Origin of the sequence: Roseibium sp. FZY0029 (assembly GCF_036350355.1) — a bacterium.
Classification (GTDB): Bacteria; Pseudomonadota; Alphaproteobacteria; order Rhizobiales; family Stappiaceae; genus Roseibium.
The window spans coordinates 225,997-248,644 of the sequence record NZ_JAZDVZ010000006.1 but is presented as its reverse complement, the minus strand read 5'-3'; the positions used below and the strand labels follow the sequence as shown (position 1 = coordinate 248,644).

18 protein-coding genes and 1 tRNA gene are annotated in these 22,648 nt (G+C 60.1%); 9 read left to right on the top strand and 10 right to left on the bottom strand.

The features are described 5' to 3' along the window. Positions 1-212: 212 nt before the first annotated feature. Positions 213-908, top strand: coding sequence for a ribonuclease activity regulator RraA (locus tag V1T76_RS18915; protein ID WP_330562191.1), 696 nt, complete (start codon positions 213-215; stop codon positions 906-908). 42 nt (positions 909-950) lie between these two features. Continuing rightward, positions 951-2,135, top strand: coding sequence for a hypothetical protein (locus V1T76_RS18910; RefSeq protein WP_330562190.1), 1,185 nt, complete (start codon positions 951-953; stop codon positions 2,133-2,135). Here the strand turns inward: V1T76_RS18910 and V1T76_RS18905 are convergent. The 6 genes from V1T76_RS18905 to V1T76_RS18880 are packed head-to-tail and all read right to left on the bottom strand — an operon-like array spanning position 2,120 to position 8,213. Further along, a complete protein-coding gene (locus V1T76_RS18905; protein WP_330562189.1) occupies positions 2,120-3,109 on the bottom strand; it encodes a Rieske 2Fe-2S domain-containing protein in 990 nt (329 codons plus the stop codon). The genes V1T76_RS18910 and V1T76_RS18905 overlap by 16 nt on opposite strands. Beyond that, entirely contained in the window at positions 3,106-4,254 is a 1,149-nt protein-coding gene (locus tag V1T76_RS18900; protein ID WP_330562188.1) for a GNAT family N-acetyltransferase, read from the bottom strand. The genes V1T76_RS18905 and V1T76_RS18900 overlap by 4 nt, the downstream gene beginning before the upstream one ends. After that, the gene (locus V1T76_RS18895) at positions 4,251-5,522 is read right to left on the bottom strand and encodes a F390 synthetase-related protein (protein WP_330562187.1); all 1,272 of its coding nucleotides are present in this window, start codon (positions 5,520-5,522) and stop codon (positions 4,251-4,253) included. The genes V1T76_RS18900 and V1T76_RS18895 overlap by 4 nt, the downstream gene beginning before the upstream one ends. Then, positions 5,519-6,334, bottom strand: a complete 816-nt coding sequence (locus tag V1T76_RS18890) for an MBL fold metallo-hydrolase (RefSeq protein ID WP_330562345.1) — start codon at positions 6,332-6,334, stop codon at positions 5,519-5,521. Before V1T76_RS18890 ends, V1T76_RS18895 begins: the two co-directional genes overlap by 4 nt. 5 nt (positions 6,335-6,339) lie before the next feature. Continuing rightward, entirely contained in the window at positions 6,340-7,326 is a 987-nt protein-coding gene (locus V1T76_RS18885) for an NAD-dependent epimerase/dehydratase family protein (protein WP_330562186.1), read from the bottom strand. Between the two features lie 2 nt (positions 7,327-7,328). Continuing rightward, positions 7,329-8,213 carry a 3-oxoacyl-ACP synthase III family protein gene (locus tag V1T76_RS18880; RefSeq protein ID WP_330562185.1) on the bottom strand — a complete coding sequence of 295 codons (885 nt, stop codon included), beginning with the start codon at positions 8,211-8,213 and terminating at the stop codon, positions 7,329-7,331. A 771-nt stretch (positions 8,214-8,984) separates the two neighbouring features. Between V1T76_RS18880 and V1T76_RS18875 the strand changes: the two genes are divergently transcribed. From V1T76_RS18875 to V1T76_RS18850, 6 genes are all read left to right on the top strand, one after another. Next, positions 8,985-10,595, top strand: coding sequence for an ABC transporter substrate-binding protein (locus tag V1T76_RS18875; RefSeq protein WP_330562184.1), 1,611 nt, complete (start codon positions 8,985-8,987; stop codon positions 10,593-10,595). 187 nt (positions 10,596-10,782) lie between these two features. Further along, on the top strand, positions 10,783-11,739 hold the full coding sequence (locus V1T76_RS18870; protein WP_006935299.1) for an ABC transporter permease: 957 nt from the start codon (positions 10,783-10,785) through the stop codon (positions 11,737-11,739). A 10-nt stretch (positions 11,740-11,749) separates the two neighbouring features. Further along, positions 11,750-12,814: an ABC transporter permease gene (locus tag V1T76_RS18865; RefSeq protein ID WP_330562183.1), complete on the top strand. Its 1,065-nt coding sequence runs from the start codon at positions 11,750-11,752 to the stop codon at positions 12,812-12,814. Positions 12,815-12,816: 2 nt separating this feature from the next. Next, positions 12,817-14,469, top strand: coding sequence for an ABC transporter ATP-binding protein (locus tag V1T76_RS18860; RefSeq protein WP_330562182.1), 1,653 nt, complete (start codon positions 12,817-12,819; stop codon positions 14,467-14,469). Between the two features lie 608 nt (positions 14,470-15,077). Further along, on the top strand, positions 15,078-16,175 hold the full coding sequence (locus V1T76_RS18855) for a carboxynorspermidine decarboxylase (protein WP_330562181.1): 1,098 nt from the start codon (positions 15,078-15,080) through the stop codon (positions 16,173-16,175). A 49-nt stretch (positions 16,176-16,224) separates the two neighbouring features. After that, positions 16,225-17,463, top strand: coding sequence for a saccharopine dehydrogenase family protein (locus V1T76_RS18850; RefSeq protein ID WP_330562180.1), 1,239 nt, complete (start codon positions 16,225-16,227; stop codon positions 17,461-17,463). A 43-nt stretch (positions 17,464-17,506) separates the two neighbouring features. Here V1T76_RS18850 and V1T76_RS18845 read toward each other — a convergent pair whose 3' ends face one another. From V1T76_RS18845 to V1T76_RS18835, 3 genes are all read right to left on the bottom strand, one after another. Further along, on the bottom strand, positions 17,507-18,130 hold the full coding sequence (locus V1T76_RS18845) for a TetR/AcrR family transcriptional regulator (protein WP_330562178.1): 624 nt from the start codon (positions 18,128-18,130) through the stop codon (positions 17,507-17,509). Next, positions 18,130-19,545 (bottom strand): amidase, encoded by a 1,416-nt coding sequence (locus V1T76_RS18840; RefSeq protein ID WP_330562177.1) that lies wholly within the window; start codon positions 19,543-19,545, stop codon positions 18,130-18,132. Before V1T76_RS18840 ends, V1T76_RS18845 begins: the two co-directional genes overlap by 1 nt. 273 nt (positions 19,546-19,818) lie before the next feature. Further along, positions 19,819-19,895: transfer RNA gene (locus V1T76_RS18835), tRNA-Arg, on the bottom strand. Between the two features lie 341 nt (positions 19,896-20,236). On the opposite strand from V1T76_RS18835, the gene V1T76_RS18830 reads away from it, so the two are divergent. Further along, positions 20,237-21,793, top strand: coding sequence for a cryptochrome/photolyase family protein (locus V1T76_RS18830; RefSeq protein WP_330562176.1), 1,557 nt, complete (start codon positions 20,237-20,239; stop codon positions 21,791-21,793). A 358-nt stretch (positions 21,794-22,151) separates the two neighbouring features. Here the strand turns inward: V1T76_RS18830 and V1T76_RS18825 are convergent, their stop codons facing one another. Then, positions 22,152-22,568, bottom strand: coding sequence for a septal ring lytic transglycosylase RlpA family protein (locus tag V1T76_RS18825; RefSeq protein WP_330562175.1), 417 nt, complete (start codon positions 22,566-22,568; stop codon positions 22,152-22,154). Positions 22,569-22,648: the final 80 nt, after the last annotated feature.

Here is a 22,648-nt window from a genome sequence, read left to right as displayed (position 1 = left end):
GCTAAGGCGCGTTTCCAGCGTGTTGCCCGCCAACGCGTCTTCAGATCCGCACAGCTCAAAAACCTCTTGGCTGGCAATGCGATCCGGCCGAATATGCCGCCTCCACCGCTTGAGCCCGCGCCGGGACAACGCCCCGTACGGGATCAGCGGCATGGCTTTTGAAAAGTTGCTGTCCTTCCGCTCCCCGTCAGCGCCATCTTCCGGAGACCTTTATGACCCTGTCCGCTGAAGCCGTCGAAATCCTGAAATCCGTCAGCACCGCGACGCTCACCACGATCCTCCTGAAAAAGGGACTGCGCAACGTCTGGATCCGCGGAGCGATGCCCCTCGACCGCGCCAAACCCCGGATTGTCGGACCGGCCTTCACCCTCCGGTTCGTGCCTGCGCGCGAAGACCTGGCAACGCCCGCCTCCTGGGGCTCGCCCATTTCAACGCGTGCCGCCATCGAGGAGATGCCGGAAGGATGTGTTGCGGTCATCGACGCAATGGGCATCCGGGACGCCGGTGTCTTCGGCGATATCCTGTGTGCCCGCATGCGCAAGCGCAATGTTGCCGGCATGGTGACCGACGGCACGGTGCGCGATCTCAGCGGCGTCCTGGCGTCGGATCTTCCGGTCTGGTGCAGCGGCGTTTCGGCCCGGCCATCGGTTGCTGGTCTTACCTTCGTCGGCTGGCAGGAAACCATCGGCTGCGGCGGCGTTGCGATTATTCCGGGTGACATCATCGTTGCCGATGGTGATGGCGCGGTCGTGATCCCCGCCGCCAAACTCGAAGAGGTTCTGAAAGAAGCACCGGAACAGGAACGCATGGAAGCCTGGATTGTCGAGCAGGTGGATGCCGGTGCGCGCCTGCCAGGGCTTTATCCTATGAACGAGGAAACCAGGGCGCGCTACGAAGCCGAACGCTGAAGGGTGCCGGGGATCTGCATTCGGTAAAGAAAGCTGACGACGATGCCGCCTGCCTTCCGAGCATCCTCCGGCCAGACCGTTCTGATAACGGGTGCCCGGGCACCTGTCGCCCTGCATCACGCCCGGCTGTTTCATGCAGCCGGTTGGCGCGTTGTTCTGGCCGACATGCCCGCCCGGCCTCTCTCCAGCGCAAGCCGTGCCTGCGCGGTCTATCAGCGTCTGCCATCGCCGAGGTTTCATCCCGAAGATTTCGCCAACGCTTTCGAGGCGCTGGTCGAACGGGAAAAGCCGTCCCTGATTGTCCCGACCTGCGAAGAGGTCTTCTACCTTACCGCTCTCAGGGAAAGACGCAGCCTCGGGGCGGAGGTGTTCGCACCAGGCCTCGACCAGCTTCAGACGGCCCACAACAAGCACGACTTCATCAGGCAGTGTGAAGGCTTCGGTATCGCCGTACCCGAAACAAGGCTGCTGACGACCCCGGAGGATATCACCAGCCTCGGCAAGGAAGCAGGAAACCTTGTGTTCAAACCGGTCTGGTCGCGCTTCGCCGGTCAGGTGCTGGTGGCGCCTACCGCCGGCAAGTTGAAGCAAGTGGCGCCGAGCGCTGCAATGCCCTGGGTCGCCCAGGAACGGTTGGAAGGAGACGAGATCAGTGCCTACGTCCTGGCGCGCGACGGCAAGGTGCTGGCAGTGTCGATGTACCGTTCGCTTTACCGGGCCGGTGCTGGCGCTGGGATCTGTTTTGAACCGGTAAAGGACCCGGCAACACGGGCTTTTATCGGAACATTCGCCCGCAACACCGGTTGGACCGGGCAGGTTTCGTTTGACCTGATGCGCCTTGAAGACGGCTCTGTGCGCCCGCTGGAATGCAATCCACGCGCAACCAGCGGCCTGCACTTTTTCCAAGACGCGGACCGGTTTGTCCGCGCGCTAACGATAGGTGGCCAGGAAGTCTTGCCGGACGTATCGCGCATTCAGGCGGTGCGTCTTGCCATGTGGGTCTATGGCCTGCCCGCAGCACTCCGCTCAGGGGACGTCGGTCGCTTCCGCAAGGTGCTCGGCGCAGCCGAGGAGATCCTCGGAACCGGGGACGATCCAGCGCCTGGACGTGCACAAATACCAGCCTTTCTGGAAATCGCGGCCATTGCCCTGCGCAATCGCATCAGCCTTCAAAGCGCCACCACAAGGGACATCGAGTGGAACGGGCCGGATCAAAGCTCGATATAAGCGGTCCTGGGGGATTGCGCGGCGCCCGGTAGCTCGCCTTTTTCAATTGCTTCGATGTCCCTGCGCAAATAGTCGAGCGGTCCGATCAGAGGCTTTGCGTCCGGAAACCGAGCTGCGTTTTCAAGCGAGGATGTCAGCACGCGGCGGTCCTGTTCCAGAGCGATGCGGAACATGGGCTGGAAGACCCAGGACTTGATCCGGTCGAGCAGGCCTTTGTGCGGGCCGATGAGGAAGCCAACCCCCTCAACACGTCCGTCTGCCGCCTGCCGCAGATGAAAGGTGGTTGCCAGCGCAAGGCCGTTTTCGCCCCAGTATTCAAGCTCGGCGATGCCGGGAAAACGATAGCGCCCGACAGTCCGGACCCGTCCGGCTTCCAGCAGCTTGCTGATCAGGCCGTGCTGCCGGTCTTCTCCCGTATAGACGGCCTCGACCCAGCCCGGTCCACCGGTGATGTCGACCCGAACCCGATGGCGTTTGCTGCTGAGGCCGCGTAGCAGGCCCTTGTGGGTGAAATGGGTATGGGTCGCATCGAGGATGTTTTCAGCGGTATCGATCAGTGTCGACCTGGTGCTGCTGCGTACCAGCCGCATCAGCACCTTTTTGCCTTCCATCGGGTGCAGGTAAGGTTCGCCGGCCGGGTCTCCTCTGGAGAGAAAAACCACCCCGTCCTTGACGAACGTCTTGAGGCCGGGAATGCGGTATCCCGGCACGTCGCCCAGGTGTCCGGGAATGGCGGTGCAGCGTCCGCTCCCATCAAAGCGCCAGCCGTGGTAGGGACATTCGATCTCGCCCCCGACGACCTTTCCTTTCGACAGCTCCATCAGCCGGTGGGGGCAACGGTCGGCCAGAGCCGCAATGCCGGCTCCGCTCTCGAACACGACCACCGGTTCACCGCCGAACTCAAGCCGCAACGGCTGCCGCTTGACGTCCTTCACAAGCGCTGCGGCCTGCCAGTAATCCCTTGATGAAGTCATAGGTCGAAGGCCTCCAGAAGGGGGATGCCGATGCGCGACAGAAGCGTTTCAAGGCTCCGTACCGCCAGTTGTCTGCGCCGGGACAGATGGCCCGCATAGACGGCGTTGAACTCGATTTCCGGTTCCGCCCCGCGCAGGCGTTTGAAGTGGCCCGCGCCCGCACTCATGTTGAAAAAGAGAGTGTGCCGTTCGGCGATCTCCTGACCCGCTGCCATCACCAGCCGATAGAGCCCATCCTTCAGCGGCAGGCGGGTATCGTATCCGACCAGCGGCTGCGTCAACGTGCGGCCGTTTGCAAAGAAACCGGCGACCGCTGCCAACCGGCCGCTTGCGTCGCGATACCCAAGCAGTTGGAACAGGCCCCTGCGGTGGCATTCGCGGATGTAGGTTGCCGTGTACTGCGGATTGAGCGGGGTGTACTTGTCGAGATAGAGCATCTTGTAGAGCTCTGCGGCACGGGCAAAATCCTGACCGCTGAAACTGTCATTTTCCGCGAGCCGATAAGGCGTTCGCTGCATCAGCTTCACGTCGTAACGGCGGTTTTGCGTCCCCTTGCCTGGCGTCTTGTCGCCCGAATAGAGATAGATCCGCCGGGCGGCCAGAAGCCTGAACCCCGCCTGCCTGAGGGCATTCATCGTTGTTCGGTCGGCCCGGCCATTGAGCGACCGGATGACGATGGCATGCTCGGGATGGCGCTGCGATAGCGTGCTGGCAATCTCGCGGGCAGCGGTCGGATCGATCTCCGGCACGGGATTGGTTGATAGCAGCCAGTTGTTCACCTGCACCTGCCGGTCAAGTCCGCTGGCGGCGATCAAGGGCGCGCAGGCCCGGATCAGTGGTCGCACCAGATGGTAGGTCAGCGGCGACTTCAGGAAGTTGCGCGTTTCCTCGATGGCATAGTTGATATAGGCGGCGCTGGGCGAGCAGATGTAGCACGTCGGCGGACGGCTCGGTTCGTTGATCGTCACCGGAAAACAGCGCCCGGCAATCTCCAGCATACTGACGCGTGTCGTGAGGTTGGCGACAAGGTCAGGCATTGCGAAGTCGTTGCACAAGCGCACGAAGGCGCGGACGGTCTCCGGGTCATTGCGCACACCTCCGCGGTCTGAAGTGTCCCTAATGGCAGGATCCTGTTCGGTCGTCATGGCCGCCCCTGCCGCTTCAGCCGGCATTCCACCCGCCGCAGCTTGCGGGGGCGTTCCAGAGGCAAACGTTCCCGGTGAAGGGAAATTGCTGGTGTCAGCCCCTGTGTGCTCAGGGTCTTGCCGAGTGCCATGCGCGCCGCTTCAGCACTTGTATCCGGCAGATCGGGCGGCAGCAGCAGGGTCACCGATCCATCGTCTTCCTGCACAAGGCGAAAATCGGAAATCTCGCGGGAAGCGTCCAGAACCGCATTGCGCAGGATGTCGGGTGTGACAGGCACTTCCACTCCCGCTGCGTTGGCGAAGACAAAGATATCGTCCATCCGCCCGACCACTTCATCGACAGCCTGAAGCGGCGAACCGCAGGTGCAGGGGTCTGACGACAGACGCAAGAGGTCGTTCATCCGGTATCTGGCCATGATCTGGAAATCCCGGCGAAAGCCTGTCACCAGTGGGGTGACGAGACCGTTTGCGACCGGCTCTAACTCGAAATAATTGGCGTCCTCGGCAAGATGCAGACGCCCCTGGGCGCATGTGACGGCAAAAAGGCCTTCGGTTGCCATGTAGATCTGCCCGAGCGTGAGGCCGAACCTCTGTTCGATGACGACCCGGTCGACAGGATCGAGCGTCTCGGCCCCGGCATAGAGCTTTCGCGGGGCAAGGCGGTTCGATGTTTCTGCAAGGTGCCGCAGCACCCGGGGCGGGGCAACGATGGTCGTCGGGTCGAAGGTTTCCAGATCGTCCAGCCAGGCGGCAATGCCATGGCGCAGATCGAAGAACCGCAACTGCAACTGTCGCAGGCTGGCAGGGCTTTCATAAAGCGAAGAGGACTGAGGCAGGATGATTGCGACCCGTTCCCGGTGCCACAGAAAGCCGGGTAGCGTTTTGGCCAGAATGGTGCCGAGCCAGCGGAACCGCTCCGCCGCGGTAATGGCATAGAGGCCGCGATTGCCGCTTGTGCCCGTGCTGGCGCCGATGTTGATCCCGTTGATCTCGCCGCCTGTTTCCAAGGCCCGCCATCCGTCCTCTGTGGTGATCCGCTCCCTGTTGAAGGTCTCGAACCGGCTCATCACGATGGCTTTGTCGATGACAGGGAGTTGGTCGAGGCGCGGTGGCGCATCGCGGTAGAAGTCGACCTTGGGAAGTGACTGGCGCAACCAGGTATCCAGCCGCCGCTTCTGCCAGGTTTCGAAAGCCTGCCTGGATCGGCCGCTGCGGCAGGTCCAGAGTGTCCCGGAAAAGGCAACGGCGGTCTGAAAACGCCCGCTCATTCCGGAAATCCCAGCAGGTCGTAAGGGCTGTCGGACGGATCGTGGCACAGCAGGACATCACCGCCGTTTTCGACAAACGCCGCAACCCGGCGGGTGCTGGCGGCAAGCGCCCTTCGATCTGAAGCGACCAAAGACGCGGGCAGTCCGGGCGCTTTGCCGGGCGCAAGCGCCGCCGCACACCACTGGGCATCTACCGCATAAAGCAGCGGCACCGGCAGCGCGGCAAAGCAGATACCAAAGTGGCCTTCCGCATGGCCGGGCAGGTCGACGGCAAGCAGGGTGCCGTCCCCAAAGAGATCGGCGCTTTCCCCCAGTCCATGGGGAGCACGCCTGACAGGTAGCTGGGCGATATCAGCGATCCGGCTGGTGAGATCCTGCGGCAGCAGCTCGTCAAAGATACCGTGGCGGAGGTTCGAAAACCTTGAGCGCGCAAGGATACGAGCAAGCACCGCTGCTTTCGCATAGATCTTCGCCTTTGGAAAAAGAGTGAGCGCAGCAACATGGTCGGCGTGAAAATGGGTCAGCACGATGGCTGCCACGTCTTCTGTGCTTGCGTTCAGCTGTTCAAGCACGCGGGCCGGCTGGTGCTCTTCAACCAGCTTCGGTCGCAGCATCCTGTCATAGAGGCGCAGCGGCAGGCTTCGGCCCGGACCTTCGGTGACCTGAGGTCCGTAGCCGGTATCGATGAGCACCAGACCGGCGGTCGGATGCTGGTAAACGCCATAGCGCACCTTGAAGCGAAGCACGTGCCGACCGCCGCCGCGGACCACCAGACGCTCGGGCGCGGAAACGAAGGCGCTGTTGGCAAACACCGGCGTCAAAGGGCTCTCCCTTCGCCAAGTGTTTTACCAAGTCCGCGGTCGAAGTCGATCTGCGGCCGCCAGCTCAGCAGCCGCGCCGCCTTGGAAATGTCGAGGCTCTGCCGGAAGGCGAAGAGACCAAGCGTATAAGGCGTTGCCAGAGGTTCGCCTGCACCCGGCACAATCAGGCACGCCTTCTCCAGAAGCCTTGCCGCCAAAATCGCCGGAGCGAGGGGGCGCTTTCGCCAGCGCACCGGAACACCCCTGGCGGCACAGACGCGGTCGACAATGAAGCGGACCGGTAAAGGATCACCGCCGGAAATGTTGAACGTCTCGCCCTCACAGGCGGGAGAGGCCTCAAGGGCGGCGTCGATGGCTGAGAGCAGATCCTCGACGTGGGTCAGGTCGATGGAGGCAGCTCCGTCCCTGAAAAGCGGCAAGGGCCGCTTGTGGGCCGCGGCAAGCAAACGAGGCAGAAGGGTCGTGTCCCCGGCGCCGTAAAGGCCGCGCGGCCGCAGGTTGATCGGGCCGAACTCAGAGCGCGCCAGCACCAGCCGCTCCGCCTCGGCTTTGGTTGCCGCATAGGCGTTGACGGGTGGCGGCAGCGGGTCCTCTTCCCGCACGTTTTCCTTGTCCTTCATCTCGAAAGTGACAGTGGGCGAGGAAATGTTGACGAAGCGGCGCACACCAAGCTCGCCCGCAAGATCAAGCAGGTGCCTCGTCCCGGTGACATTCGCCGCCACGAAGGCGCTGCGCCGCCCCCAGGGCGCGGAGAGCGCTGCGCAGTGTACGATGGCGCTGACCGGGCCAAAGGCGGAGAAACGCTCTGGATCACAAGGGCCGGACAGATCCATGCGCACGACATCGAAGCCCTCGGCCTCAAGATGCTGACAGTGCAATTCGTTGCGACCGAGCGCGATGGGACTGGAGCCCTTGGCGCGCAAATGACGGATCAGTGCGCCGCCCAGAAATCCCGTCGCTCCCGTCACCAGCAAACGCCCCATGGTCAAACCTCCAGGGCCATGCCGCCAAAGGTGACGCCGGCCGATGTCCCGAGCAACAGCACGCGCATGCCGGGCTCGATCCGGCCCTGGCGCCAGGCAATGTCGAGCGCGGTCGGCAGTGACGCTGCAATCTGGTTGCCGTGCGTGGAGCTGATGTCGACCACGCGGCTGCGCTCCATCCCGGTTCCCCGGATCATGTGCTCAAGCGCAAGCGGGCTTGCCTGATGCGGCACGACGAGGTCGATATCCTGCCGGCCCCATCCGGCTTTCGACAGCAGGGTGTCGACGAACTGCGGAAAGTGCTTGTGCGTGACGCGGAAAAGATCCTTGCCGTCCATATGGAACACGGCATGACGGGCGAAAGTCTCGTGGTCCTTGTGAAAATCGAACCGCGTGCCGCCGGCTCCGATCTCGCATGCGGCATAGGCCGAAGGGTATGTGCGCAGCAGAGAAGCTGCAATGCCGGGGCCGTTTTCGTCTGCTGCCGTCAGAACAGCTGCGGCCGCACCGTCGCCGAACAGGGCGGCAACATCGGGCTGGTCTTCCCACGGCAGGGCACGGGAGGCGATATCCGCCGCAAACACCAGCACTGACGCGGCTTGCCCGAGCACAAGTTTGTTGGCGGCAAGCTCAACAGCGCTCAGGAAGGAAAGACAGGTCGCGTTGACGTCGTAGGCTGCCGCAGCACCATCCGCGAAACCCAGTCTCTGCATCACCAGCGGCGCAGTTGCCGGAAGGGTCTGGTAGGGGATGCCGCAAGCGCCGAGAACGAGATCGACGTCCCTCGGCGTTTGGCCCGCTTTTTCCAGCGCGGCTTTGCAGGCCGAAACCGCCAGATCTATCTGGCTTTCCTCTGCTGTGACGAACCGGCTTGAAACGCCGGACAAATTTTTTATTCGCCCGGCATGGAACCCAAGCCGGTGGTCAAGCGTTTCGGAAGTGATGGACTGTGCTGGCAAGGCATGCCCAGTGCCGGCAATTCTGACGGGAAGAATGGATGCGGCCTCCGTTAGCACACCGGTCCTGTCCGGCTTCAAAGAAGGATCTAAGTCACTGGGGGAAGACGCGCAAGAAGGATGGGAGGCCGGGTGGACCAGTCAAAGCGGGGTCGCCAGGCGCCGCATCGCATCGCCCCGATGCCTGATCCGGGCATCAGCGGGCTTTCCCCATTTCGCACGGCCGCTGCTGTCGATAGCGCGGACAATGACGGATCCGGTGATCTGCACCCGGCCCCCGGGAGATCGGCTGTTTTGACAAGAAACCTGTGCCATTTCTGCCGCTTGGATCCTTCCGATTACAAACCGAAATACCAACCGCCACGCCTTTTTACCGAAAGGTTCAAAGAATATTGAACTTCGCCCAAAAGAATTATTTGAGATGCGCCTCAGTAGAGAAAGCTATAGGCAGATCGCATTTTCGCCCCCACGCGAAAAGAAAAAATATTTCACAACAATGCTGCTGCGCACAATATGTGGGAAGTCGTTCTAAATTATACATTTTTATATTCGGAATTTGCCCGAAGGGGTGGCCGGACAGGGGTAGTTCGTGTTTTGCTATGTAGATGTCGCAAATGAGCATCATGGATACAAAAAAATCACGGATGCTCTATTTGGGAATTTGGCAAGAGACTGTTTAAGAAAAACCGAAAGGGGAGTCGTATGACAAAATCCAAAGATGCCGAGATGCTTGAGAGGCTTGAATCAGCGGCCCGCACGGGAGGGATCAGCAAGCGTGATTTCCTTCGATATTCCGTGTTGGCCGGGCTCACAGCAAGCACCGCGACAGGCCTCTGGTCCACCAAGGCGAAAGCGCAGCCCAAGCAGGGCGGGACGTTTCGCTGGGGTATCCATGACGGCAACACCTCAGACTCTCACGATCCGGGCACCTATCTGACCCGTGTAATGATTTTCCTCGCCCATACCCACCGCAGCTACCTCACCATGATCATGGGCGACGGATCGCTGGGGCCGGATCTGGCCGAAAGCTGGGAAGCCAGCGCGGATGCGTCCGAGTGGACCTTCAAACTCACCGAAAACGCCACGTTCCATAGCGGCAAGAAGCTGACGGCTGATGATGTTATCGCCTCGCTGAACCACCACCGTGGTGAAAAGACCACTTCCGCCGCCAAGGCGCTGCTGACCGATGTCACCGACATCACCAAGGACGGCGACTACACCGTTGTCGTGAAGCTTTCCGGCGGCAACGCCGACTTCCCGTGGTTGATGACCGACTATCACATGGCCATCTGCCCGGCCAACGACGATGGCACGATCGACTGGCAGTCCGGCGACGGTACGGGCCCCTACAAAATCGACACTGGCGAATTCGGCGTCCAGTTCAGCCTCAGCCGGCATGACGGCTGGCATGGTGAAGGCGCCTACTTCGACAAGGTCGAGCTCATCACGCTGAACGATCCGAATGCCCGTCAGACGGCACTTGTCACCGGCGATGTGGACGCGGTTTCGCTGATCGAGCTGAAGACCATGGGGCTTTTGCAGCGCAATCCGAACATCAAGATTCACAACATCCCGTCCGCGGGGGCCATCACGCTGCCGATGTTCTGCGACACGGCACCGTTCGACAATCCTGATGTGCGCAACGCGCTGAAGCTGGCGATGAACCGCGACGATATCATCGAGAAGATCACCTTCGGTGCGGCGACCAAGGGCAACGACTTTCACCATTCTCCGGCCCAGCCCTACTGGCCGGATGATATTCCGCAGCGCGAATACGATCCGGATCAGGCCAAGTCCCTGCTCAAGAAGGCGGGCGCGGAAGGTCTTACGGTCAGCCTCAGCACCGCGGACAGTGTCTATGCCGGCGCGGTCGACATGGCGGTGCTCTATGCCGAACACGCCAAGGCGGCAGGTATCAACATCAACGTCGTGCGTGAGCCGAACGACGGCTACTACTCCGACGTCTGGCTGAAGAAGCCGTTCTGCCTCGTCTCCTGGGGCGCGCGTCCGACACCTGATGTCATGTACACGCTGGCCTACAAGAACGATGCGGCGTGGAACGAGTCCCATTGGAAGAACCCGCGCTTCAACGAGCTTCTGCTGCAGGCCAAGGCCGAGCTGGACGACACCCGGCGCGCGGAAATGTATCGCGAGATGGCCATGCTTGCGCGTGACGACGGCGGGACAATCATTCCGTTCTTCAACAACTTCGTTTACGCTAACAGCACGAAGGTGGGTACGCCGGAAAAACTGGCTGCCAGCTGGGAAAACGATGGTGCCCGCGCTGCCAGCCGTTGGTGGTTCGAGTCCTGATTGAAGGCTCGGGTGGCGGCTAGCGCCGCTGCCTGCAATCTGGCCCTGCCCCGGTCACGGGACAGGGCCGTCCTGGACGGACAGGACTCCTGCCAAAGCAAATCAAAAAAAGCTGACAGGAAACCTGCCCGATGTGTGTCCGGCGGCGCATTGAGCCGTGTCGGGCTTTCCTATTTTGGAGGGACATATGGGGGACATCCTACAGCTGGTCCTGAAGAGACTTGGCTTAGGGGCGATCACACTGCTTGTGGTCTCTATCCTGATCTTCTTTGCAGTCGAACTACTGCCCGGCGACATCGCCCAGGCCGTTCTCGGACAGGGAGCAACGCCTGAAACAGTCGCCGCCCTGAGAGAGAAGCTTGGCCTCGACCAGCCGGCCGTCATTCGATATTTCCATTGGCTTGCCGGTGCTCTCACTGGCGATTTCGGTGTCTCGCTCGTCTCCGGCGAACGGGTCAGCGCGGCCATCAGCGACAGGTTCGTCAACACGCTGTTCCTGGCGACCTATGCCGCTGTCATCGCGGTGCCGGTCTCCATTGTTCTCGGTGTGATTGTCGCCCTGCTGCGCAACACGCTGTTCGACCGGGTTGCCAACGTTCTGACGCTGACATCGATTTCCTCGCCGGAATTCTTTCTCGGCTACATTCTCATTCTCTATCTGGCGGTCAAATCCAACTATTTCCCCGCCATTGCGAGCCTCAGCGCGGACATGAGCTTTGGAGATCTGTTGCATCGAACGTTCCTGCCCGCGCTGACCCTGGTTCTGGTGGTAACGGCGCACATGATGCGCATGACGCGCGCCGCGATCATCAACCTTCTGGCCTCGCCCTACATCGAGATGGCGCGGCTGAAAGGGGTGCCGCCCTGGAAGGTGATCGTCAAGCATGCCCTGCCCAACGCCTGGGCGCCGATCATCAACGTGGTTGCGCTCAATCTCGCCTATCTCATCACCGGTGTGGTCCTGGTGGAAGTTGTCTTCGTCTATCCGGGCGTTGGCCAGCTTCTGGTGGACGCAGTCGCCAAACGCGATTTCCCGATCGTGCAGGCCTGCTGTCTGATCTTCGCCGCCACCTTCATCCTGCTGAACCTGGCAGCCGATGTTGGCGCGATCCTGACCAATCCGCGTTTGCGGCATCCGAAATGAGGGCAGCGACATGAGCACATTCGTTATCGGCTACTATGCGCTGCTGATCGGGGCTTCCTGCCTGGCAGCCTATTTCAACAAGCGCAATATCTTCATTCTTGTCTTCTCCCTGACGATGATTTCCTTCATCACCGGGATCATCGGTGGTGCTCCGGCCTTGCGGTTCATCACCACGGCCGCAGGCGCTCTGGCGCTCGCAGCCGGGACATCCTATGCGTTCCGTGAATTCCTGATCATCATCACCCCCGAAGGGGTGTCCAAGGAACTGCGAACCGCACCGCTCACGGCCGCCTTCGGCATGTTCGTGATCTTCACCTACGCCCTTGCCGGGGTTTTTGCGCCTGTCATTGCCCCCTTCGGGGAAGCGGAGGTGATTTCTTCGGCCTTTGCGCCGCCGGACGAGACCATGCTTCTGGGCGCCGACCAGCTCGGCCGAGACATGTTCAGCCGCATCATCTATGGGGCGCGCAACTCTGTCGGGCTCGCGCTGCTGGCAACCTTGCTGGCCTTCATCATGGGGGCGCTGGCAGGTCTGCTCGCTGCCACAAAAGGCGGCTGGTTCGACCAGTTGGCCGGCCGGATTGCCGACGTCATCATGTCCGTGCCGTCGCTGATCTTCGCCCTGTTGATGCTCAGTATCTTCGGCACAAACCTGGCGGTGATCGTGATGGTCGTCGCGATCATCTATTCGCCGCGCGTCTTCCGTCTCACCCGAGCGGTTGCCGGCAACGTGGTGGTGATGGATTACATCGAAGCGGCCAAGCTGCGCGGTGAAGGCACCTGGTACCTGATCCGTCGGGAAATCCTGCCGAACTCGACAGCGCCGCTGATCGCGGAATTCGGTCTGGAATTCTGCTTCGTGTTCCTGCTCATCGCCGGCCTGTCGTTCCTGGGGCTCGGCATTCAGCCACCGACCGCGGACTGGGGCTCCATGGTGCGTGAAAATGCGACGCTGATCTCATTTGGCGAAATGACACCGCTGATCCCGGCAGCAGCCATCGCGCTTCTGACCGTTGCTGTGAATTTTGTCGTCGACTGGATGCTGTTCCGGTCTTCCGGCCTGAAGGAGGTATGAGAATGGTGCCGAAAAGAGACGTTCTGCTTCGGATCTCCGATCTCCGGATCGAAGGGTATTCCGACGAGAAATGGGTCGAGATCGTTCATGGTGTCGATCTCACCCTTCACAAGGGCGAGGTGCTGGGGCTGATCGGGGAATCCGGTGCCGGCAAGTCGACCATCGGTCTGGCCGCCATGGGCTTTGCCCGCGATGGCTGTCGGATTTCCGGCGGCTCGATCGAGTTCGACGGCATGGAGCTGACAACGACGCCGGAAAGCGACCTCAGGGCGCTGCGCGGTTCGCGCATCGCCTATGTCGCCCAGTCGGCGGCGGCCTCGTTCAACCCGGCGCACCGGATCATCGACCAGCATACGGAAGCGCCGATCCAGTACCGCATCCAGAAGCGGGTCGAGGCGCAGGAAGACGCCATGCAGCTTTATGAGCGGCTGCGTCTTCCCAACCCGGGAGAAATCGGCTTCCGCTACCCGCACCAGGTTTCCGGTGGCCAGTTGCAGCGCGCCATGACCGCCATGGCCATGGCCTGCCGGCCGGATCTGATCATCTTCGATGAACCGACCACCGCGCTCGACGTGACGACACAGATCGAGGTTCTGGCGGCGATCCGGGACATTGTCGATCAGTTCAACACGGCTGCGATCTACATCACCCACGATCTGGCGGTGGTGGCGCAGATGGCCGACACCATCAAGGTGCTTCTGAAAGGCGAAGAGGTCGAGGAGGCCCCAACCGAGGAGATGCTTGGTTCGCCAAAGGAAGACTACACCAAGAGCCTTTGGGCGGTTCGCAGCTTTGAACGGCCGCAGAAGGAGCGGCCGTCGGATCCCGATGCGATCCCGATCGTGTCGGTGCAGGGCATTGATGCCGCCTATGGCAAGACCAAGGTTCTGGACGATGTCTCCTTCGACATCTATCCGGGCATGACGGTTGCCGTCGTCGGCGAATCGGGGTCGGGCAAGTCCACGACCGCGCGCTGCATCACCGGCCTGTTGCCGCCGACGAAGGGGCAGATCCTGTTCAAGGGCGAACCGCTGCCGCCGCGCTATCAGGACCGCAGCAAGGATCAGCTTCGCCAGGCGCAGATGATCTATCAGATGGCCGATACCGCGCTGAATCCGAAGATCAAGATCAGCGAGATCATCGGCCGGCCTGCCCAGTTCTATGGCGGACTGCACGGTGCGAAACTGAAAAGCCGTGTCGACGAATTGCTCGACCTGATCGAGCTGGAACCGTCGAAGTTCTACAACCGTTATCCGCCGGAACTTTCCGGTGGCCAGAAACAGCGTGTGGGCATTGCACGGGCGCTGGCGGCCGATCCGTCCTTCATCATCTGCGACGAGGTGACGAGCGCGCTCGATCAGCTTGTGGCGGAAGGCATCCTGAAGCTGCTCGACCGGCTGCAGCAGGAGTTCAACCTGGCCTATATGTTCATCACCCACGACCTGGCAACGGTGCGCTCCATCGCGGATGAAGTGGTGGTGATGCAGCGAGGCAAGGTGGTCGAACAGGGGCCGAAGGACAAGATGTTCACGCCGCCGCATCACCCCTACACGGATCTGCTTCTGTCTTCGGTTCCCGAAATGGATCCGAACTGGCTGACAACGCTTCTGGAAGAACGCGGCACCGACGCCATTGGTGAAGCCGCCGACGTATGACGGCACGCGGTTTACCGGCCGCAAAAACGCAATCACCCCCGGATAACTCCGGGGGTGATTGAAACGCTGCGGTGTCTTTCGTCAGGCGTGCGGGATCAACCGACCATCATGTAGCCGGAGAGAGCCATCGCACCCACGATAACAGCGTACACACCGACAAGTGCCGGCCATGAACCGCTGTGTGTCCTGTATTCGCGAATGAGATCGTCCCGGGTCATACCGACCTCCAGAAATGCACGCTACTTGAGCGGGTTGGTGAATATTTGATCTGCCGGACAAATACGGGAGGAAAGTTAAGAATTCAATGAGTCAAAACACCAATCTGCCTCCTATTTTTGCATAACTGTTCTGCGCCCTATTCACACATGGCATAGCAGGCTGGCGGAACGCCCTGCTGCAGGCTTCTTCAGTGAGGCGGCAGTGCCAAGAAAGACGCCTCAGGCCCTTGCAAGGCCGTGCCGGAAAACGGTATCCGTCACGCGCGCAGCGACGCTGGACCGCCTGTCGGCGGACAGGCCGGTCCGGATAACCGGAGTTACCGCAATCGCTCCCAATCACCTGTCCACGTGGCCTCCACCGGCTGCGGGCAACGATGGCGACAGACTGAGATGATCGACACACCCTATTATTTGATCGACAAGGCAAAGCTGCTCCGCAACATGGAGAAGATCGCCTATGTGCGCGAGAAGTCCGGCGCCAAGGCCCTGCTGGCGCTCAAGTGCTTTGCCACCTGGTGTGTGTTCGACGTCATGCGCGACTACATGGACGGCACCACCTCGTCCTCGCTGAACGAAGTCCGTCTGGGGCACGAGCGCTTCGGCAAGGAAACCCACGCCTACTCCGTGGCCTATGCCGATTACGAGATTGACGACGTGATCTCCCATGCCGACAAGATCATCTTCAACTCCATCAGCCAGCTGGAGCGGTTCGCCGACAAGTCCGCCGGCATCGTGCGCGGCCTGCGTCTGAACCCGATGGTCAGCTCATCCAGCTTCGACCTTGCCGATCCAGCCCGGCCGTTCTCGCGCCTCGGCGAATGGGACGTTGCCAAGATCGAGAAGGTCATGGACCGGATCAGTGGTTTCATGATCCATAACAACTGCGAAAATGCCGATTTTTCCCTGTTCGACCGTATGCTCGGCGATATCGAGACAAAGTTCGGTGCCCTTCTGCACCGGGCGGAATGGGTCAGCCTTGGCGGTGGCATCCACTTCACGGGAGACGACTATCCGCTCCACCTTTTCGCAGACCGCCTCAAGGCTTTCGCCGAAAAATATGGCGTTCAGGTCTACCTGGAGCCGGGCGAAGCATCGATCACCCGATCGACAACGCTGGAGACCACGGTCCTCGACACGCTGTTCAACGGCAAGAACCTTGCCATCGTCGATGCCTCCATCGAGGCGCATATGCTTGACCTGCTGATCTACCGGGAAACCGCAAAGGTGGCACCGAACGAAGGTCCGCACAGCTACATGATCTGCGGCAAGTCCTGCCTTGCCGGCGACATATTCGGCGAATTCAACTTCCCTGCCGAACTCAAGACCGGTGATCGGGTTTCCATTCAGGATGCGGCGGGTTACACGATGGTCAAGAAAAACTGGTTTAATGGCGTGAAAATGCCCGCGATTGCGGTCAAGGAAGTGGACGGAACGGTCCGCGTTGTTCGTGAGTTTTCATACCAGGACTACGAACAAAGTCTGTCTTGAGACTTGAACCCTTAACACCCCGAAGGTCCAAGGAAGGTATCTTTATCAAATGAAAAAGACTGTTCTCATCATCGGCGCCGGAGGTGTCGCTCAGGTGGTGGCGCATAAGTGCGCACAGAACAACGATGTTCTCGGCGATATTCATATTGCCTCGCGCACCAAGTCAAAATGCGACGACATCATCGCAACCGTGCATGCCAAGAAGGCCCTGAAGCAGCCGGGTGTTCTGGAAGGACATGAACTCAACGCGCTGGATATAGCTGCCACCTGCGCCCTGATCCGCAAGACCGGCGCGCAGATCGTCATCAACGTCGGCACCGCTTTCTTGAATATGTCCGTGCTCAGTGCCTGTCTGGAGACGGGTGCCGCCTATATCGACACCGCCATTCACGAAGAGCCGGGCAAGATCTGCGAGACCCCGCCCTGGTATGCGAACTACGAATGGAAACGGGCTGAGGAGTGCGCCGCCAAGGGCGTTACCGCCATTCTGGGCGCTGGTTTCGACCCGGGCGTCGTCAACGCCTATGCGCGCCTTGCCAAGGACGACTATCTCGATAAGGTGACCGACGTCGACATCGTCGACATCAATGCCGGCAGCCACCAGCGTTATTTCGCCACCAACTTCGACCCGGAAATCAACTTCCGCGAATTCACCGGCACGGTCTATTCCTGGCAGGAAGGCAAGTGGCAGGAAAACAAGATGTTCGAGATCGGCAAGGAATACGACCTGCCGGTGGTCGGCAAGCGCATGGCCTATCTCTGCGGCCATGACGAAGTGCATTCCCTTTCAAAGAACATGGACGGCGCGGACGTCCGCTTCTGGATGGGCTTCGGCGAGCATTACATCAACGTCTTCACCGTTCTGAAGAACATCGGCCTTCTGTCCGAACAGCCGGTCATGACGGCCGAAGGGCAGGAGGTTGTACCGCTGAAGGTCGTCAAGGCGTGTCTTCCGGACCCGTCTTCGTTGGCACCTGAATATACCGGCAAGACCTGCATCGGCGATTTCGTCAAGGGCACCAAGGACGGCAAGGACCACGAGGTTTTCATCTACAACGTGGCAGACCACAAGGAAGCCTATGAGGAAGTCGGCAGCCAGGGCATTTCCTACACCGCCGGTGTTCCGCCCGTCGCGGCCGCCATGCTGATCGCGACCGGTGAATGGGACGTGAAGAAGATGGCCAACGTGGAAGAACTGCCGCCGCATCCCTTCCTCGCCATCCTCAACCGCATTGGCCTGCCGACCCGCATCAAGGATGCCGACGGCGACCGTGCGCTGGAGTTCTGAACCGGCCTGTTTTGAAGACCGTTAAATTGCTCAGCCCCGGTCATCACCGGGGCTGTTTGCTTTCGGTGGCATCTTCATGGAGCGCCGTCAGACCAGCCAGTTGAAAGCGCCAGAACATGGAAACCGCGGCGGTGATATCCGCCTCTTTTTCAAAGCGCATGAGAATACTGGAGAGTGTCGTCAAAGTGTTGGTGAAGATCTGTTCCAGAAGCATCCGCACATGAGGCCCGTTGTTCGCCGCATCGCTGTTGGCCAGCGTGCTTTCGACCATCATCGAGACCATGCGCGCGCCGAATGCTTCGTAGGCCGTTCCACCCCCGCGGCTCATCAGGATCACGGCGACATGACGATGAGCGATCCAGAAATGCAGAAGATCCGCCGCTTCGCGTGAGCCTGTGTGGGTCAACGCTTGCCAATCGGGACGCCCCGAAAACTCGGACACCCGTCGTTCCAGGATGCCGGCGTACCGCTCGGCGAGCGCCTTTGGAACCACCTGGTCGAACAGGGCGGCCTTGTCCTTGGCATACTTGTAGAGATTGCTGGTGCTTGTGCCGGCACGCGCTGCAATGTCGGAAAGGCGCGCATCCTTGAAGCCCTGTTCGGCGAAGACCTCTGCTGCGCTTTTCAGGATAGCCTCGCGCAGCTCTTCCTTGAGGACCTGCACCATCAGCCGAGCTTTCGAGACAGGCTTTGCAGGCGCGGTGCCCACGGACGGGCCTGTTCCAGTTGAAACGCCAACTGGAACAGAAGGGCGTCCTGATCCTTCCGGGCCACGAAATGGCTCCCTATCGGAAGCCCGGAGCGCCCTTCGAACAGCGGCACCGACATTGCCGGACATCCGCTTAGCGAGGCCGGCGCCGTATAGGCAGCTGAACGCTGGAAAAGCTGTTTCAGTCGCTCAACAGGCGCGTCCGGCGCATAGGTTCCCAAGGGAAATGCGGCAAACGGAATGGTCGGGCTCAACAGCACATCGACATCGTTCAGCGGTTGAGCCGCCAAAGCCCCCAACTCGGCCAGTGTTTTCTGCGCGGCGATCATACTGCGCGCATCAAGCGTCTCTCCTCGCTCCGCGAGCATCCGTGTATAGGGCTCGAGTGCCTCTAAGGGAGGTTTGGCTCCGGTCATTTGCTCGATCTTCGCCAGGATCCCGAAAACCGACGCGGACATGAGATCAAGAACGGCTTCCACACCGGCCCCGTCCGGCATCAGGGGCATTTCGACTGGCACGATTTCATGACCGAGCGAGGCGCAGAGTGCGCTCGCCTGCTCGAAGATCTCAAGAACCTCCTTCTCGGCGTATTGTCCGAAACAATCACGGGCGTGGACACCAATTCGCAGTCTCGGGCAATTTTCGCGCAGTTCGTCATCGGCTTCCAGATTGTGTGTCTCGGTCTCGGTGACGCGCAGCCACGCGGCGCTGTCGCGAACGCTTCGGCTGACGCAATGCTCGCTGAGGATGTTCCACGTCGGCGCTTCGGGAGGGACATCGGCCTGCACTGTTCGCCCCCTGCTTGGCTTGAAGCCGAACAGACCGGTGTGGGAGGAAGGACCGCGGATCGAGCCACCGCCATCCGAAGCATGTGCAACCGCCACGATGCCGCCGGCGACCGCTGCGACCGCACCGCCGGATGATCCACCCGTTGAACGGGTTGGATCCCACGGATTTCGTGTGGCGCCAGTTGCCAGACTTTCGGTGGTCCCCATCAAGCCGAACTCGGATGTCGTGGACTTGCCGAAGACGACAAGGCCGGAGGCCGTGAGTGCATCGATGTAAGGCGAGGACGTCTGCGCCACATAGCCCTGAAACAAGCGTGATCCATATTCGCAAGGCAGGCCGGGATAGGCACTCAGATCCTTCACCAGCGTTGCCACCCCGGCAAAGACACCACTCCGGTCACACCGCTGCGCCTGCTCTTCCGCAAGGTCGAAGTCGACGGATGCCAGCGCACTCAGCAACGGATTGACCCGTTCTACCCTGCGCCTGGCAGCCTCAAGCAATTCCCTCGGCTCCACCTCACCTGAACGGACCAGTTCAGCCTGGCCGGTGGCATCAAGATCAACATAGAGAGACGCATCTGACATCGGAGCTATCCAACCCTAAAAGAGAATCATAAATTCTCTTTTAGGGTAACATCACCGCCTCGTCAAATCGAAGACGAACGCGCGAAGAAAAACACTCGATCAAGGAAAGAGAGGAGGAAACCTGGCCGATCAGCGTCTCGAGTTCTGATCTGGCAAACATCAACGCGGAGCAGAGAACACCACAGGCAATCGACACCCCGTTCAGCACGAGGTTGAACCCATGTCTCCGGAACAAACCGCTACCTATGTCTCATGGCCTAACAATGAGGAAAATGGCGCACCCGACAGGATTCGAACCTGTGACCTCTGCCTTCGGAGGGCAGCGCTCTATCCAGCTGAGCTACGGGTGCTCTTCGCGCGCGCAAGGGCTGCGCGGCGGATAGAGGGGTCTGATACAAGATCCGGCGATCCGGGGCAATTGCTTTTTGACATTTTGGACAAGATATCGGCGCGGCTGCGGGACCGAAAGGTGGTGGCTTTTTTGCTGGCCTGCGGCGGGTTTGACGTGTGCGCGTGACATCAAAGCCCTGGGAAACACTGAGCCCGGGGAAACACTGGGGCGAAGCTTTGCCGTTATCAAGTGAGGCTGAATATCGGGTCATACTGTCAGTTGGAAAAAATGACTGGCGAAGTGATAGGGCGGCAAGGTTGGTGCGTAGGAAGGCAGACGACCTGATCTTTGCAGAGACCGATGACCAAGACAGAAAAATGCCGATCGCTGGTCCTTGTGCTGGGGGACCAGTTGAGCACCGACCTCTCCAGCTTGAAGCGGGCAGATCCGGACCGCGACACGGTGTTGGTGGCCGAGGTCATGGCGGAAGCCACCTATGTGCGCCATCACAAGAAGAAGATTGCCTTCCTGTTTTCAGCAATGCGCCATTTTGCCGAGGAGCTGAGGCAAGCCGGCTGGAGCGTTGAGTATGTCAAGTTGGACGACCCGGACAACACCGGCAGCTTCAAGGGAGAGGTGGAGCGCGCCTGTGGCCGCCTGCAGCCGGAGCAGATACTCGTCACCGAGCCAGGCGAATGGCGGGTTCTGGAGGACATGCGCGCGTGGTCGGATGCCTTCGGCCTGCCGGTGGAGATCCTGACAGACACGCGGTTTTTTTCAACGGTTGCGGATTTCCGGGCCTGGGCGGATGGTCGCAAGCAATTGCGCATGGAATATTTCTATCGGGAAATGCGCCGTTCGACCGGTTTGCTGATGGACGGCGACAAACCGGCGGGCGGCAAATGGAATTATGACGCCAACAACCGCAAACCGGCAAAGCCGGACCTCTTCATGCCCGAGCCGAAACACTTCAAGCCCGACGCGATCACGCGGGAGGTGCTGGAGATGGTCGGCGAGCGGTTTTCAGATCATATCGGCGACCTGGAGCCATTCTGGTTTGCGGTGACCCGCAAGGACGCCGAAAAAGCCTGCGACCATTTCCTGACGGAGGCGCTGGCTGATTTCGGAACCTATCAGGACGCCATGCTGAGGGACCGGAAATTCCTGTTCCATTCGGTCCTGTCGGCCTATCTGAACGCCGGCCTGCTGGATGCCAAGGCGCTGTGCCGGAAGGTGGAAGAGGCCTGGCAGGCGGACAAGATTCCGCTGAACGCGGCCGAAGGGTTCATCCGGCAGATTGTCGGCTGGCGCGAATATGTGCGCGGTATCTACTGGCTGAAAATGCCGGACTATATCGACAGCAACGCACTTGGCGCGAACCGGCCGTTGCCGGACTTCTACTGGACCGGAAAGACCCGCATGCGCTGTCTTGCCGAAGCCATTGGCCAGACACTGGAAGAAGCTTACGCGCACCACATTCAAAGACTGATGCTGACGGGTAATTTCGCGCTCCTGGCCGGAATAAGGCCGAAGGACGTGCATGAGTGGTATCTGATGGTCTACGCGGATGCCTACGAATGGGTCGAGGCTCCCAACACCATTGGCATGAGCCAGTTCGCCGACGGCGGGCTGCTTGGCTCAAAGCCCTATGTCTCAAGCGGCAACTACATCGACAAAATGTCGGATTATTGCGGGAACTGCTTCTATGACGTTCGTGAGAAGACCGGGCCGCGAGCCTGCCCGTTCAACGCGCTTTACTGGGATTTTCTGGATCGCAACAGGAAGGTGCTGCGTGACAACCCGCGCCTTGCGCAGCCCTATGCATCCTGGGACAGGATGAAGGAAAGCCGGCAAAAGGACCTGAAGGAAAGTGCGTCAGACTTTCGCAAACGGCTTTTCGATGGCGAAGAGGTCTGAGGGTTCAATTTCCGGACCTGCGCAAGCAGCGCCTTTCGAGCGCCGTTTTCTGCCATTTGCGAGATAAGGACCAGTATCACAAAAAAAACGCGCAGCCGTTAGACTGCGCGAATAAAGTTACTGTGCACGTGGCCCCATCGACCACGGCCGCAACTCTAGCGGCATCTTTCCGGATTGTCATTACCGTAAAATATTTTATTTTTTGATTCACTGTAATGCGACTGATCGTTATTCATACTGAGTTAAACATGAAACAAAGTGCGGTATAAATTAATTTATTAAATTCAGAGCTTTAATGTTGTTCCGCAAATCAGAAACGCCATTGCCGCAAAGCAATGGCATCTGTAGTTCGGAAATTTTATTGGCAAATTTGCTTATATTCGGAAGAAACTTTTCCAGATTTGCTGGAAAGTTTTACCCGCGTGATGCCTTTGCGGACAAAGCCGAGCTCTTTTGCTGCGGCCCAGGTCACATCTATAACCCGCCCCTTGGCGAAAGGTCCCCGGTCGTTGATCCGGACGGTGACGGTCTTGCCGTTTGCAAGATTGGTGACATCCACCAGCGTGCCGAAAGGCAGGCTTCTATGAGCTGCGGTGAGCTGGCTCGGGTTGGCGCGCTCCCCGCTGGCGGTGGTGCCGCCGAGCTTGTACCAGGACGCTTTTCCACATTGTTGATAGACACCTGCCTGGGCGCTGGTGAAGGCACCGGCTGCCAGAAGCAGAGCACCACCGAGCGCGACGCGCGATAGGTGCCGTGCGAGCACATTTCTCTTCATGATAGTCCCCCTGGAACGGGACAACCCGCTCCGATAGATCGTAAACATAGCTTCGTGATGACGCTGGTAACATTCCGTAG